The organism is Actinoplanes sp. NPDC000266 (assembly GCF_042899005.1).
In the GTDB taxonomy this organism is placed as follows: Bacteria; Actinomycetota; Actinomycetes; order Mycobacteriales; family Micromonosporaceae; genus Actinoplanes.
Map to the genome: position 1 here is coordinate 765,180 of NZ_JBIAZI010000003.1, position 13,035 is coordinate 778,214.

General features: G+C 67.5%; 15 protein-coding genes. 8 read left to right on the forward strand and 7 right to left on the reverse strand.

Annotated features, from left to right (window positions below; all coding sequences use genetic code 11):
- Positions 1–17: 17 nt before the first annotated feature.
- Together ACFY36_RS15015 and ACFY36_RS15020 are read right to left on the reverse strand one after the other, a co-directional pair.
- Complete coding sequence (locus ACFY36_RS15015; RefSeq protein ID WP_499746521.1) at positions 18–350, reverse strand: gamma-glutamylcyclotransferase family protein; 333 nt, start codon at positions 348–350, stop codon at positions 18–20.
- The gene (locus tag ACFY36_RS15020) at positions 351–1,943 is read right to left on the reverse strand and encodes an ABC-F family ATP-binding cassette domain-containing protein (protein ID WP_499746522.1); all 1,593 of its coding nucleotides are present in this window, start codon (positions 1,941–1,943) and stop codon (positions 351–353) included.
- A gap of 225 nt (positions 1,944–2,168) precedes the next feature.
- Between ACFY36_RS15020 and ACFY36_RS15025 the strand changes: the two genes are divergently transcribed.
- Positions 2,169–2,963 (forward strand): hypothetical protein, encoded by a 795-nt coding sequence (locus ACFY36_RS15025; RefSeq protein ID WP_499746523.1) that lies wholly within the window; start codon positions 2,169–2,171, stop codon positions 2,961–2,963.
- Here the strand turns inward: ACFY36_RS15025 and ACFY36_RS15030 are convergent.
- Complete coding sequence (locus ACFY36_RS15030; protein ID WP_499746524.1) at positions 2,954–3,631, reverse strand: GNAT family N-acetyltransferase; 678 nt, start codon at positions 3,629–3,631, stop codon at positions 2,954–2,956. The genes ACFY36_RS15025 and ACFY36_RS15030 overlap by 10 nt on opposite strands.
- Before the next feature lie 148 nt (positions 3,632–3,779).
- Here ACFY36_RS15030 and ACFY36_RS15035 point away from each other — a divergent pair, with 148 nt between their 5' ends.
- Together ACFY36_RS15035 and ACFY36_RS15040 are read left to right on the forward strand one after the other, a co-directional pair.
- Complete coding sequence (locus ACFY36_RS15035) at positions 3,780–3,962, forward strand: hypothetical protein (RefSeq protein WP_499746525.1); 183 nt, start codon at positions 3,780–3,782, stop codon at positions 3,960–3,962.
- Positions 3,963–3,970: 8 nt separating this feature from the next.
- Complete coding sequence (locus tag ACFY36_RS15040; protein WP_499746526.1) at positions 3,971–4,645, forward strand: polysaccharide deacetylase family protein; 675 nt, start codon at positions 3,971–3,973, stop codon at positions 4,643–4,645.
- Here the strand turns inward: ACFY36_RS15040 and ACFY36_RS15045 are convergent.
- Together ACFY36_RS15045 and ACFY36_RS15050 are read right to left on the reverse strand one after the other, a co-directional pair.
- Positions 4,624–6,360 carry an amylo-alpha-1,6-glucosidase gene (locus ACFY36_RS15045; RefSeq protein ID WP_499746527.1) on the reverse strand — a complete coding sequence of 579 codons (1,737 nt, stop codon included), beginning with the start codon at positions 6,358–6,360 and terminating at the stop codon, positions 4,624–4,626. The two genes, ACFY36_RS15040 and ACFY36_RS15045, sit on opposite strands and share 22 nt — an antisense overlap.
- Positions 6,361–6,441: 81 nt before the next feature.
- Positions 6,442–7,863, reverse strand: coding sequence for an LVIVD repeat-containing protein (locus ACFY36_RS15050; protein WP_499746528.1), 1,422 nt, complete (start codon positions 7,861–7,863; stop codon positions 6,442–6,444).
- Positions 7,864–7,990: 127 nt separating this feature from the next.
- Here ACFY36_RS15050 and ACFY36_RS15055 point away from each other — a divergent pair, with 127 nt between their 5' ends.
- The 5 genes from ACFY36_RS15055 (at position 7,991) to ACFY36_RS15075 (ending at position 11,323) form a co-directional block, all read left to right on the forward strand.
- Entirely contained in the window at positions 7,991–8,650 is a 660-nt protein-coding gene (locus tag ACFY36_RS15055; protein WP_499746529.1) for a DUF305 domain-containing protein, read from the forward strand.
- A gap of 14 nt (positions 8,651–8,664) precedes the next feature.
- Complete coding sequence (locus tag ACFY36_RS15060; protein ID WP_499746530.1) at positions 8,665–9,360, forward strand: VIT1/CCC1 transporter family protein; 696 nt, start codon at positions 8,665–8,667, stop codon at positions 9,358–9,360.
- Position 9,361: 1 nt separating this feature from the next.
- A complete protein-coding gene (locus tag ACFY36_RS15065) occupies positions 9,362–9,919 on the forward strand; it encodes a hypothetical protein (protein WP_499746531.1) in 558 nt (185 codons plus the stop codon).
- A 20-nt stretch (positions 9,920–9,939) separates the two neighbouring features.
- Positions 9,940–10,170, forward strand: a complete 231-nt coding sequence (locus tag ACFY36_RS15070) for a hypothetical protein (protein WP_499746532.1) — start codon at positions 9,940–9,942, stop codon at positions 10,168–10,170.
- A gap of 628 nt (positions 10,171–10,798) precedes the next feature.
- On the forward strand, positions 10,799–11,323 hold the full coding sequence (locus ACFY36_RS15075; protein ID WP_499746533.1) for a GIY-YIG nuclease family protein: 525 nt from the start codon (positions 10,799–10,801) through the stop codon (positions 11,321–11,323).
- A 131-nt stretch (positions 11,324–11,454) separates the two neighbouring features.
- Here the strand turns inward: ACFY36_RS15075 and ACFY36_RS15080 are convergent, their stop codons facing one another.
- Positions 11,455–12,018 carry a hypothetical protein gene (locus ACFY36_RS15080; RefSeq protein WP_499746534.1) on the reverse strand — a complete coding sequence of 188 codons (564 nt, stop codon included), beginning with the start codon at positions 12,016–12,018 and terminating at the stop codon, positions 11,455–11,457.
- Positions 12,019–12,665: 647 nt separating this feature from the next.
- Complete coding sequence (locus ACFY36_RS15085) at positions 12,666–12,902, reverse strand: DUF7669 domain-containing protein (RefSeq protein WP_499746535.1); 237 nt, start codon at positions 12,900–12,902, stop codon at positions 12,666–12,668.
- Positions 12,903–13,035: the final 133 nt, after the last annotated feature.

Consider the following 13,035-nt stretch of genomic DNA (forward strand, 5'->3'; position numbering starts at 1 on the left):
TCGACCAGTGTTGGGCGTCAGGCGGCTACATAGACCCAGGCGTTTCCGCCCGAGGCCAGCGGCGCCGCCACCCGCCGGTAATCGTCCACCTCGTACTCGTCGGCTCTGTCCAACTCGGTCTCGGTCACCTCGAACACCGCGCCGTCCACGCCGTCGGCCGGATCGCCCGTGGCGACCAGGATCGGATGATGGGTCTCGCCGCTGACCGCCAGGACGTGCGGGTCGGTGATCTCCACCGACTCCAGGCGGAAGCCCGTGACGCGGCCGGGGCGGCCGCGCAGCTCGCGCCCGAAGGTGGAGCGCTGCACGGCCGGGTCGCGCAAGGTGCCGTACGAGAAGAGAAGTGGCATCTAACCCCGATCCTCGGTGAGGTGGCCGCCGGCCAGGCGCAGCCGGCGGTTGACGCCGATCTCGGCCAGGAAGCGCTCGTCGTGGCTGACCACGACGAAGGCGCCCTGATAGGCGGTGAGGGCGCTCTCGAGCTGGCCGACGCTGACCAGGTCGAGGTTGTTCGTCGGCTCGTCGAGCAGCAGCAACCGCGGCGCCGGCTCGGCGAACAGGATGCAGGCCAGGGTGGCGCGCAGCCGCTCGCCGCCGGAGAGCACGCCGACCGGCAGGTGGGCCCGGGCGCCGCGGAACAGGAACCGGGCCAGCAGGTTCATCCGCTCGGCGTCGGTCAGCGCGGGCGCGAACCGGCTCAGGTTCTCGGCGACCGTACGGCCCTCGTCGAGCAGGTCGAGCCGCTGGGAGAGATATGCCGTGGTGACCGCCGCGCTCTGCCGGATCTCGCGCATCAGCGTCGACTTGCCGGCGCCGTTGTCGCCGATCAGCGCGATGCGCTCCGGGCCCCGGATCGTGAGATCAACACCTTCGAAGATCACATTATTGCCGTACGCCACCCGCATGCCGTCCGCTTCGAAGACGGTCTTCCCGGCCGGGACGTTGGTGCCGGGCAGCTCCAGGGCGATCCGGTCCTCCTGACGGGCGGCCCGGCTGACCTGGTCGAGCCGGGCCTGCGCGTCACCGACCCGGCTGGCGTGCGTCTCGGCCTGTTTGGCCGCCGAGACCTGCGCGTCGCGCTTGAGGTTGCCGGCGACGATGCGGGCCAGGCCGGCGTCGGCCAGGTTGCGGCTGGCGTTCGAGGCCCGGCGCTGGGCCCGCTCCCGCGCCTGCTGCATCTCCCGCTTCTGCCGCTTCAGGTCGGCCTCGGCGTTGCGGACCTGCCGCTCGGCGACCTCCCGCTCGTTGCGGACGGCCTCCTCGTACTCGGTGAAGGTGCCGCCGTACCAGCGCACCTCGCCCTGCGGCTCGAGAGCGGCGATGCGGTCCATCTCGTCGAGCAGCTCCCGGTCGTGGCTGACCACGAGGAGGCACCCCGACCAGGTGCGCAGCACGTCGATCAGGCGGTCACGGCCCGTACGGTCGAGATTGTTGGTCGGCTCGTCGAGAAGCAGCACGTCGGGCCGTTTGATCAGCTGGGCGGCGAGCCCGAGGGAGATGACCTGCCCGCCGCTGAGCGTGGCCAGGCGCCGGTCGAGGGCCACGTCGCCCAGCCCGAGCCGGTCGAGCTCGGCGCGGGTGCGCTCCTCGACGTCCCAGTCGTTGCCGACGACGGCGAAGTTCTCCTCGTCGGCGTCGCCGCTCTCGATGGCCAGCAGGGCGGCGATGATCCGGTCGACGCCGAGCGCCTGCGAGACGGTCTGCTCCCTCACAAATGGGAGGTCCTGCGGCAGATAGCCCAGCACGCCGTCGACGTGGACACTGCCGCCGGTCGGCTTGAGGTCGCCGGCGATCAGCTTGAGCAGCGTCGACTTGCCGGCGCCGTTCGAGGCGACGAGCCCCGTGCGCCCACCGGGCACAGAGAAGGACAGGTCATCGAAGACCGGGGTGTCATCCGGCCAGGAAAAGGACAGCGACGAACAAACGATGTAACCATCGGACATTTTGCGAATCCCAAAGATCGCGGGCACTCATACGAGTCCCGGCAGTGAACAAAGGCACGACAACAGAGGCCGCGGCAACGGCGCGTGGTGTCACGCGCGCCTGCGGCCCGCCGGGAAACTCACCCGGAGATGTCGTCCTCGCCTGCCATGCGCAGAAGCTTAGCGCGCCCCGCCCGCCGTGTGGCGTTACTAAACCCACATGAACCCCTGGAACTATCGAGCACCGTGGAGCTCTTCGAGGCGAGTCGCTACCGCTATGTCTTTCCGCCGGACGGGGACGGCGTCTTCTGCGTCGGGAACGTCGGTGAATGCGACGGGGAGGCGCGCATTCCCTGGAACGGGTCGCCTTCCGAGCCGGCCCTCGTGCGGGCGCTCGACGTCGCGCCGAGCGCGGCGCAACTACGCCGGCCCCAACTGCCCGAATGGCTCGGGGATCTGCCGCGTCTGGAGTCGCTGACGGTGCCCGCGGCGCTGGTCGGGCTGCTGGGTGACGGGGTGCCGCGGACGCTTGTCATTCACGGCGAGGCAGAAGTGCCGGTCGCTGTTCCCGGCCACGTGCGGGGCATTCTGTACGTGGGGTCCGACCTGTCCCGCGTCGTCGATCCCCTGCCGTCCCTCGAATTCCTCCGCACCGAGATCGACGGCCTCGAAGGGCCACGCGAACAGCTTCGGAAACTGAGCACGCTGCGGCATCTGGAACTGGTCGGCGTCCGCAACGACGACATCCTCGCCGACATCCGGTCGCCCCTGGAGGCGCTCGAGATCGCCGGGAGCGGGCGCCGGTTCTCGATGGCCGGGCTGCCGCCCAGCCTGAAGGTGCTCCGGCTCAACGGCATCCGGGCCGAGATCGACGGCGCGCTGCTGGCCGGGCTCGACGAGCTCGACGTTCTGAACAGCCGTAAGTTCGCCAACCTGGACGCGATCCTGGACATCCCCCGGGTGCGCTTCGTCAACTGCGGCAATCCGTTTCGGGGGCGGCCCGAGTTCCGCGATCGGGGATTCGACGTCGACTATGCCTGAGCGCGCCCGTACTGGTGGAAATTGACCGGTCGCCGGACGCTGAAGCCGAGCTTCTCGTACAGCCGGATCGCATTGGTGTTGCCGATCGCGGCGTGCAGGAAGGGCGTCTCGCCGCGCTCGACGATGCCGGCGGCGATGGCGCTGACCAGGCGGCCGGCGAAGCCGTGACCGCGGTAGGCGGGATCGGTGCAGACCGCGCTGACCTCGGTGAAGCCGGTCAGGCGCATGCGTTCGCCGGCCATCGCGACGAGTTTGCCGTCCCGGCGGATGCCGAGGTAGCGGCCGAGTTCGACGGTGCGCGGGCCGAACGGACCCGGGCGGGTCAGGGCGACCAGGCCGAGCATTTCCGGCACGTCGTCGGTGGTGAGCAATTGCGCTTCGGGGTCCTCTTCCAGGCGTACGGCGGAACCGACCAGCTGGACGCCCCGGTTGAGTGACGTGACCGCCCAGCCGGACGGCGGATCGTCCGGGCCCGCCGGCAGAAGAACCGGCCCGGCGTCGCCCGTCAGCGCGGCCAGATCGTCCCAGGCGGCCGGATCGGCGGCGTCGGCCAGGCCGTGAAAAGGCGAGACGCCGGCGGCGAAACGGGCCGCCCGGCCTTTCGTCTCCGCGAATCCGGCCTGCGCGCCCGAGAGCGCGCCCCACACCGGGTTATCCAAGATCGTCATGCGTTCTGGATTAGCACGGATCCCGCCGCAAACGGAAAGTGAGGTCGGACACGAAGGGCCCGGAACAGTCACTCGACCGATGCCCGCGGACCCCTTCCGGACGCACGCTCAGATCGGCAACCGGCCGTGCGCACAGGTGGGGGCACCGATGTCGTACATCCCTGAGTTCGACGACGACGCCGACAAGTCCGAACTGGACATCTTGGCGGAGGCGATTCTCGACGCCCTGCGCTCGGGAGTGCTCAGCGACCAGTCACCGGGCATCCACCGGCCCGAATCCACCGTCGCGTTCGAACCCGGCCTGCCGCCCTCGAAGTCACTCCTCAACTAGGTCGGTGCATGAAGCTCTCCAAGAACCTGGCCGCCGGATTCGCGTTCGCCTCGCTGCTGGCATCCGGCATCGCCGTCTCCGCGTCGTCCCCCGCTCAGGCCGCTCCGGTCGAGATCGTCGTCGCCGCCGCCAAGAAAACCGTGGCGCTGACGTTCGACGACGGCCCGTCCAAGTACACGCCGCAGATCCTCGACATTTTGAAGCGCAACAATGTCAAAGCGACGTTCTGCATGCTCGGGAACAACGTCGGCCCGTACGCGGCAACCGCCCGCCGCGTCGTCCGCGAAGGCCACCGCCTCTGCAACCACAGCCGAAGCCACCCCAATTTCACAAAGCTGTCGAACACGGCCGCCCGCAACCAGATCACCTGGACCCAGAACAAGATCTACAGCGTGACAAAGGTCAAGCCCAAGGTCTTCCGTTTCCCGTACGGCGCGAGCAACTCCCGCACGCGCACGGTGGTCCGCAACCAGAATCTGCGCATCCTGGGCTGGACGGTCGACACGCGCGACTGGTCCCGCCCCGGCACGTCGACCATCACGAGCCGAGCGGTGAAGGGAGCCCGCAACGGCGCCGTGATCCTGATGCACGACGGAGGCGGCAACCGCAGCCAGACAGTGGCGTCGCTCAACGCCACCATCAAGCAGCTCAAGGCCAAGGGCTACACGTTCGTCCTGGCCTGAGCCCCTAAAGAGGTGGCCGCCGTCCCCAGCCCGGACGGCGGCCGCCCGGCCGCCGCGCGCTGGGCATGGGCGGCGGCGAGGATCAGGTAGCTGCTCGCCGTCCAGGTGTATGCCCGGTCGCGCAATCCGGCGCCGGTCACAGCGTCGAAGTTCTCGGCGAAGCCGGACTTCTCGCACAGCGCCCGGAAACGCTCGCTGATCTCGTCGGCCAGCTCGCGATGACCGGACCGGCGCAGCCCGTCCTCGATCAGGACCGTCGACGGCGCCCAGATCGGGCCCCGCCAATATCCATCCGCCTCGTAGTGCGGCGAGTCGACCGGCTCGGTGGCCAGGCCGTGCGCCGTCAGGTGGGCCCGCACACCACGGGCCAGGGCCGCGGCGACCGGTCCGGGGAGATGTTCACCGAGGACGATCGGCATCAGGTCGAGCAGGCTGCTGCTCGGCCGTCGCGCGCCGGTCCGCGGCTCCCGCGCCTCGAACCGGTCACCGGTCCACAGCTCCCGCACCATCGCGTCACGGATCCGGTCGGCGGCCGCGGTCCACTCCGCGGACGGCTTCTCCAGCTCGGCGGCGAGGCCGGCCAGGCAGTGCAACTGCAGGACCAGGAAGGCGGCCAGGTCGGCGCTCTGGATCACCCGCCCGCCGTCGAAGGTGGTGGCGTTGTCCCAGCCGCTGTCGTTGCCGTGCGTGTAGTACGGCAGATCCTGGCCCGGCACCCGGCGCGCGTCCAGCCAGAACCGCGTCCAGCGGGCCAGGCGCTCATAGGTGGCCTCGAGGTCGGCCGGACGGCCCAGGCGGGCCCGGATCAGCTCCAGCGCCCAGCCGTGGATCGGCGGTTTGACGAAGTTGTACAGCACCTCCGAGTGGGTGACCGAGTCCGGCAGCGCGCCGGCCGCGTCCTGATGGTCGAACGGCAGCTGGAACTGGTGCCAGGCCAGCTCGGGGTCGCCGGCGGCGAGGGCGGCCGCGTTGAAGCAGTGGTCCCAGCTCCACACCTTGTCCATCCAGTGCTTGCTCATCAGCACCGCCGGCCGGGTCACGAGGCCGGCCGGCCCGACCGTGGCCGACCACACCACGTAGGCGGCCAGCTCCGCGGCCGGCGTCCCGGCCCCGCGCCACGGCGCTACCGCGTCGGCGAACGCCGTGAACGCCGCCGAGGCCGCCCGGCGCACGTGATCGAAGTCGGCTTCGCGGGTGTACGGCGGGCGGGCGGCCTCGTACTCCTCGACGGCGACCTCCCACGGCTGTCCGGCCGGCAGGGTCAGTGAGCGGTCCGCCGTGCCGAGCGCCTCGGCGCCGGCGGAGAGGAGGGACCCGGTGAGCACGGTGACCCGGTAGCGGCGCCCGGTTTCGTACGAGGTGAACACGAAGGCGCCGGTGGCCGGGTCCTGGTAGAGGTACGTGCCGCTGAACGGGGTGAGGGTCTCGGCGGCCGCGGCGATCCGCAGTTCGGGGCCGTCGCCGCGGATCCGGAGCGTGTCCGCGCTCTGGTAGGTGAACTCGATCCGCCCGCTGCTGTTCTCGCAGGTCAGGAGGGCCGGGGTCGCCGTCACGACGGGTGTCTCGGCCGGGGTGAACCGTAGGATCGGGTGCATGCCGGTCTGGTGGGAGACCAGATGCAGGTCGTCGGCGACCGTGTTCTCGGCGATCACCGGCGAGATGTCGAACCAGGAGCCCCGGTAGGAGAACGGGATGTCCTGGAGGGAGAACTTCATCGCGGTGGTGCCTTTCGTTGCCGCCGACGTCCAAAAGAAACCGGGCCCCGCGCGGAGCGGGGCCCGGTTGGAGAACATCTTCTACCAGCGCAGGAAGTTGTTCTGGGTCTGTGCGTTGAATTCGTTCGTGCGGAAGAACTTGGCGATGTTGGTTCTCGGGTCCCGCAGGTCGAGGACGTCGATGCCCTTGGCGATGTCGTTCGAGAAGATGTAGCCGTTGTACCAGTACGCGGACCACGAACCGCCGCCGACCGCTGTGGTCAGGGAGATGGGGCCGCGCTCCCAGTAGGCGATCTCCTTGGGCCTACGGGAGTCCGTGAAGTCCCAGACCGAGATGCCGCCCTGGTACCACGCCTGGACCATGATGTCGCGGCCGGGGACCGGGATCAGGGAGCCGTTGTGGGCCACGCAGTTCTCGGTGTCGGCGTTCGTACGGGGAATCTTGAAGTAGCTGCGGAAGACCAGCTTGCGCTGGCCGACGATGTCGTAGATGGCGTCCGCGCCGAGCTTCGGCCCGAAGCGCTCGTTGCAGGTGGCCAGGCCGCCGCCGCCCAGCTCGTCGGTGAAGACGACCTTGGTGCCGCTGTTGTTGAACGTGGCCGAGTGCCAGAAGGAGAAGTTCACGGTGTCGCGGACCGTCGTGATGACCTTCGGCGCGGTGCGCTTCGAGATGTCGAACAGGACGCCGTCGCCCATGCAGGCGCCGGCCGCGATGTCCTTGTCGGCGTAGACCGTGATGTCGTGGCAGCCGGTCGTGGCGCTCTTGTCCTCGCCGTCACCCTCGTAGCCGCCGTCCGGGAAGATCACCGGCGTGGCGACGACCTTGGCCGCGGCCGGGTGGCGCTTGGGCACCTTGATGATGGAGATCTTGTCGTGCGGCAGGGCGCAGTTCGGCAGGTCCGTCGTCGACAGGTTGTACGAGGAGATGTACAGGTAGACGTTCGGGTCGCCCTTCTTGCCCGGCACCAGCGTCTGCGTGTGTGAGCCGCAGTCCGTCTTGACCGACTTGAGGTGGACCGGCGTCAGCGGATCGCTGATGTCGAAGATCTTGATGCCTTCCCAGCGGGCGCCCGGCTTGTCCGTTGTGGAGCCCGCGCTCTCGCAGCCGTCGTCCGTACGCTGCGAGTCCGTGCCCAGGAAGAGCAGGTTGCCGCTGACCGACACGTCGTTCTGCGAGCCGGGGCAGACCACCTGGGTCGCCTCGAACGGCGCCTTCGGGTTGCTGACGTCGTAGACGGTGAAGCCGTTGTAGTTGCCGCTGTAGGCGTATTTGCCCTGGAAGGCCCAGTCGGAGTTTGTCGAGTTCGCGAACGGGCCGATCTTGTCCCGGTGCGCGACCTGCTTGAGGTTCGGGCTGCTGACGATCTCGTCGACGCCCGGAATGGTGTTCGGTTCGGCGGCCTGAGCCGCTCCGCTCACGGGTGCCGTGAGCAGGGCAGCCGCGAGCGCCACCGCGCCGATCGCGGCCAGGCGCCTGAGCCTGCGCCCTTGTGGGTGCGTCATGGAGCTCCTTCCGGATGACGGCACGGCGAGGCAGGATGGAGCCCCACCGACCGTATTCAACTCTGTCGCTACAGTAATTGCCGGGGCCCGCCTCGGGAACATCTTTAGGGATCGATGAAGGGTTGTGATGAGCCGTTCACGGACGTCAATGCTGATCGCGCTGGTCATCGTGCTCGCGGCGGTCGGGATCGCCCTGGCGGCCCGCTCCGGTTCCGGCCAGAAGGCCGCCGCGCCACGCCCCAGCGAGAGCGCCGCCCCGCCGGTCCGGGTCGTGGTTCCCGGCAAACCCGGCGAGTCGTCCACAGTGACCGACTCCGACAAGGTGCGCGTCCCCGACGGCGTCACCTACAACGCGGCCGACGTCGCCTTCGTCCAGATGATGATCGCCCACCACGGTCAGGCCCTCGAGATGGCGAAACTCGTGCCCGGGCGCGGTCAGAACGGTCAGCTGCTGGCCCTCGCCCAGCGCATGTCGGCCGTACAGGAACCAGAGATCGGCTGGCTGCGCAACTGGCTCACTCAGCGCAAGTTGCCGGAGAACGACCCTTCGCACGATCACGCCACCATGCCCGGGATGCAGTCCGCCGCCGACATGACCGCGCTGGCCGGGCTGAAGGGCGCCGCCTTCGACGAGCGCTTCATCGCCATGATGAGCTCCCACCACCGCGGCGCCATGCAGATGGCCGGCGACGTCATGAAGAGCGGCGAGGACGAGCGCCTGCGCGAGACCGCGGGCGAGATGGCCGTCGAGCAGGGCAGTGAGATCCGGAGGATGAAGGACCTTTAAGGCAAGATCGATTGGTGAGTACGCATCCGCATGAGCCCCACGACACCGCCCGGCCCGGCCGCCTGAACTGGCTGCGCGCCGGCGTTCTCGGCGCCAACGACGGCATCGTCTCCACGGCCGGCCTGGTCGTCGGAGTGGCCGGCGCCACCACGTCGACCGGCCCGCTGCTGACGGCCGGGATTGCGGGCCTGGCCGCGGGCGCCGTCTCGATGGCCCTGGGCGAGTACGTCTCGGTGAGCAGCCAGCGCGACAGCGAGAAGGCGCTGCTCGCGAAGGAGAAGGCCGAGCTGGCCGACTTCCCCGACCAGGAGCTCGAGGAGCTGGCCGCCCTCTACGAGGCCAAGGGCCTCAGCCCCGCCACCGCAAGGCAGGTGGCGCTCGAGCTGACCGAAAGGGACGCCTTCGCCGCCCACGCCGACGTCGAGCTGCATCTCGACCCGGACGAGCTGACCAGCCCGTGGCAGGCCGCCGGAGCCTCCGCGATCGCCTTCACCACCGGTTCCCTGCTGCCATTGGCCGCGATCCTGCTGCCACCGCCGGCCGCCCGCGTGCCCGTCACGTTCGCCGTGGTGATGGTCGCGCTGGCCCTGACCGGCTGGCTGAGCGCCCGGCTCGGCGGCGCCCGCCGGTCCCGCGCCGTCCTGCGGCTGGTCGTGGGCGGCGCGCTGGCGATGGCCGTCACGTACGGCATCGGTAGCCTGGTCGGCTGAGATGACTCTGACCCTCTGCACCGACCTGACCCCGGCCGCTTGGATAGCCACCAGCGACGCCGAATGGCACCAGCTGCTCACCTTCGGCCCTTCGGGCTTCCCGTCGTATGCGAGGTTGCGCTTCATCCCCGATCCCGTGCGCCCCGGCCAGCAGGAGGCCGACTTCGAGGGCGCCCCCGACGACGTGACCGACACCCAGAAGGTCGGCTTCGCCGTGGAGACCCTGGCCCAACACACGACCACGCCCGGCGACTGCTACTTCGCGCTGTGGGACGGCTGGGGCGACGAGTTCCCGGCCCCCAAGGTCTTCCTCCCCGAACGCGAATACTTCCTGTTCCGAGGCCCTTTGACGGACTACGGCAACTATGGCGTACGGGCCGACTTCCAGCCCCCGGCGTTCGTGTGGCCCGCCGACCACGCATGGTGCCTCACAGCCGACGTCGACCCGCACTGGGCCGGCGTAGGAGCCACCGCCTCCGCCATAGCCGACCTGATAGCCGACCCGCGCCTCGACATCGTCCCGGCCGACCCATCGGCCGCCCAGCCGTTCTACTACTGAGGCCCGGTTAGAGTGAGCCGGTGAGCGACGACTTCTCCCCTTCGGCGGCCGCCCTGAACACCCTGAGGTGGGCGCAGGAGATGGGCGCGTCCACCCTCGGCGAGGCATACGACATGCTGGAACAGCTCGAACTCAGCAACGACATCCCCGAGGTCCTCGGCGAGGACGACACGATCGAAGACGTACGGGAGGACCTCGAGTACGGCCTCGAGACCACCGGCCCGGACACACCCCTCACGGCGTTGGTGTAACTCCCCGCCCCGAGGAAGCCGCGAAGCGAACCCTCGAACGGATCGACGTCGCCCGGCCCAGACGCCTTTCGAGGACCAAGCCGAAGAACGCGCGCAGGCCTCCTCGCCCAACGTCAGCGGGCACGGGTCTTCGTCGTCGGGAACTCCGACTCGACGGGATACCCGCCCGCCCAGGAGGTCAGATCGCACTCGTACGACTCACCGATGTTCTCCTCGACGCCGCCGTCCGGAGAGACGCCGAGCGAGAACCTGGTTCAGGCTTATCGCACCTGGCCCGGCCGGCATTGAATTCCGCACGTCGGCGGACCCTCGGCTGGCCGCCGCGCTTGAGAGTTCTCCGATGGCTACGGCATTCTCGGTTGCCCTGTGCGGCTCCTGGCCACGACTGGTGCGCCCGAAGCAGCACAAAGATCGGCTACCGCCGATAGCCCTCCCACACCCCCTGGCGCCATCCGGATCTGGCCGGGCAGCGGTCGTGCCACCAGTAAATAAGTAGCCGATGTGAGTGCGGGTGGGAGGCCGCGATACAAGCTCAGACATATGCTTGATGCGTAGGCCAGGTATCTAGATTCCGACTTAAAGGGATTGCGAGATCGACGCCCGCCTCTGGCGGTCATACAATGCAGTGATGGGGAATTCGAATCGCCGGCCGTCCAGGAAGACTGATATCTCGGTCCAAATTAAATGGCGCAGTGTGGGTGAGTTCTCGAACCCCTACGCCAGTCCTGAGCTTTCTCATATCGTGCGGTCGCCCGTTAGGGCACCGAGAAAGCCCGGCCTCTACAGGATTATCATACCGATCAGCCCGAAGGGCGGTCGGGCGATCTATATAGGCGAAAGTTCCAACGTTGTAGGCCGCCTTTTCGGATACAGCGAAGATTACAGCAGAAGGCGAAAGAAGAGTACGGAGTCTCGCGTATCTGCCCAGATACGAAAATCTCTGGCGAAAGGATTATCGGTTGCAGTAGACGCAGCCACGACAGGATTTATATCGATCCAGGGAAGCAGTTTTCCGATCAATATGTCCAACCTTGCCCAGAGGCGTTTCGCTGAATCTGCGGCAGTAGTGGCAGAGGCGCTGAACGATAAGGCTGAGGAAGTTGTGATGATCAACCATGTCTCTGGTGAGTACTTCTACCTCGATCCCTCCTGAGGCTGCACATCTTCCACCGCATCGGATTTACGGTCCCGCCGAGATGAGGGCGTCCACGAATGAACCGGCCGTGGCGCCGACTGCTGGCCGGTCGTGCCAAAGTGAGTGCGTCCGCGTACAGCAAGGTGCCCCTAGGGAACGTAAACCTCAGGGGTCGCGTCGGGGTGCAGCGCCAAATTCCGTTCCCATGATAAACGCGTTGTTTCATCATTCCAGTCGGGAGCAGGCTCCTGGACGGACGACCACCAGGAAATCTCCTCTCGACCCCAAAACCCGGTTCCTGGCATCTTCTCAGGGTAGAGCCGCACCCTGCCCGCTCGATTAAGCTGACTGAGGAGAGGGTTCGCAAGGTACTGGGAAACGGTCTTTTTGGCCCCTTTGGGAAGGCCCCGCGCGGGGTGAACGATGTGCCAGCGAGGCGGCTCCAGCAGTGCCAGAAAGTCTTGGACTCCTGGACCCGTTGCATACGCCCACTCCACCACGCCGTACTCGATCCAAAATCCCCTAAACTGAGGAAGGTCGATCACATCGACAAGGTCCTGTTTTACGTCGACCGCACGAGGATTCGACACAACTTCGATCCTGACTAAGTCCTCATCCTCCGCGATGGGATATGGCGGTTCTTCAGAGCCGCGATAGATGCGTGGGTTAAGGTTGACGGTTCCCAAGCTGGCGTGCTGCGAAGCCTTGATCACGTTCGAAGCGCAGACAACTCTCATGCCGCTGAGTGGGCGTTGCCAGTGGTAGAGCCAACAGGCTGGGCCCATGCCCGGTCTGTGCCGGTGTGCGCGGGTGACGCGCTATTACCTCCCGCGAGGCACGCCCAGCTTTGGCCTTTCTCTACTTGGTGATGTTACGACGACGCTTGGCCGTGGCAAGCTCAGCTGGCCGGAGAGGCTCGATCCCCGCGGTCGGAGCGATCGTGACGGATCCGCGGCACGCAAGGTCTGCCAGAGTTGTCCTGGAAACAACGTGCTCAAGCCCTGGCGCCGTGATGACGTAGCCAAGACTGCCCCGGGTAGTTCCTCTGCCGGACAACGTCATGGCTACAGTGCCAGGACCCGTCTTAGTGCTTACGGCAGTCCAAACGTGCTGAGCGACTTCGTCGAGCAGCTCGTTGTACGCGATGCGGGAGGCGGTTTTACGGTTGCGAGAGTCGAACGAATCCACATGTTCTCCTTGGATCTGAGAGCGCCCGCGGACGATTCCGCAGATGGATGGCGACGGGTCTAATCGGCTGACCGAACCGCGACTTGAGTCTTTCGCACCCGGATTCGATGGATCTTCTGAGTGCACTCAACTACCGCAGATAACGCTCGATGCCGTCGCCGTGCGGGGCAATCTACCTAGACCGGTACCGAGCGTCCGATACCCGCTCCAGGTCGTCGTAGGTGCGGGCGTGGTTATCAGGTGCGGTGGCGCACATCCGGCTCACGATATGGGTTTTTATCGTGGACTCCGCGTAGGTGCTGCCGCGCCGGCGCAGCTCATCTACGACGTCTTGAGGGCTGAACAAGCCGTTCGCACTTCGGGCTTCGACGGCGGGCAGCGCGGCAAGAATCTCGTCTCTTGCGGTCATGGTTCCCATCCTGACCTCGACATCGCCAGGCGTCGTTCCTTCGAACGTCCTCTTCTGCCGCGATCCGCGGGCGGACCAGTGTGCAGTGTCGGGTCGCCCTGCCTTTGGAAGCGACCGGCGGTCCGCCGTCGAA

Excerpts from the sequence above, each read along its gene's own strand:
- ACFY36_RS15045 (WP_499746527.1), bottom strand. The coding sequence starts at position 6,360 with ATGAAGTTCTCCCTCCAGGACATCCCGTTCTCCTACCGGGGCTCCTGG.
- ACFY36_RS15040 (WP_499746526.1), top strand. The coding sequence starts at position 3,971 with ATGAAGCTCTCCAAGAACCTGGCCGCCGGATTCGCGTTCGCCTCGCTG.
- ACFY36_RS15050 (WP_499746528.1), bottom strand. The coding sequence starts at position 7,863 with ATGACGCACCCACAAGGGCGCAGGCTCAGGCGCCTGGCCGCGATCGGC.
- ACFY36_RS15065 (WP_499746531.1), top strand. The coding sequence starts at position 9,362 with ATGACTCTGACCCTCTGCACCGACCTGACCCCGGCCGCTTGGATAGCC.
- ACFY36_RS15085 (WP_499746535.1), bottom strand. The coding sequence starts at position 12,902 with ATGACCGCAAGAGACGAGATTCTTGCCGCGCTGCCCGCCGTCGAAGCC.
- ACFY36_RS15035 (WP_499746525.1), top strand. The coding sequence starts at position 3,780 with ATGTCGTACATCCCTGAGTTCGACGACGACGCCGACAAGTCCGAACTG.
- ACFY36_RS15020 (WP_499746522.1), bottom strand. The coding sequence starts at position 1,943 with ATGTCCGATGGTTACATCGTTTGTTCGTCGCTGTCCTTTTCCTGGCCG.
- ACFY36_RS15075 (WP_499746533.1), top strand. The coding sequence starts at position 10,799 with ATGGGGAATTCGAATCGCCGGCCGTCCAGGAAGACTGATATCTCGGTC.
- ACFY36_RS15030 (WP_499746524.1), bottom strand. The coding sequence starts at position 3,631 with ATGACGATCTTGGATAACCCGGTGTGGGGCGCGCTCTCGGGCGCGCAG.
- ACFY36_RS15015 (WP_499746521.1), bottom strand. The coding sequence starts at position 350 with ATGCCACTTCTCTTCTCGTACGGCACCTTGCGCGACCCGGCCGTGCAG.
- ACFY36_RS15055 (WP_499746529.1), top strand. The coding sequence starts at position 7,991 with ATGAGCCGTTCACGGACGTCAATGCTGATCGCGCTGGTCATCGTGCTC.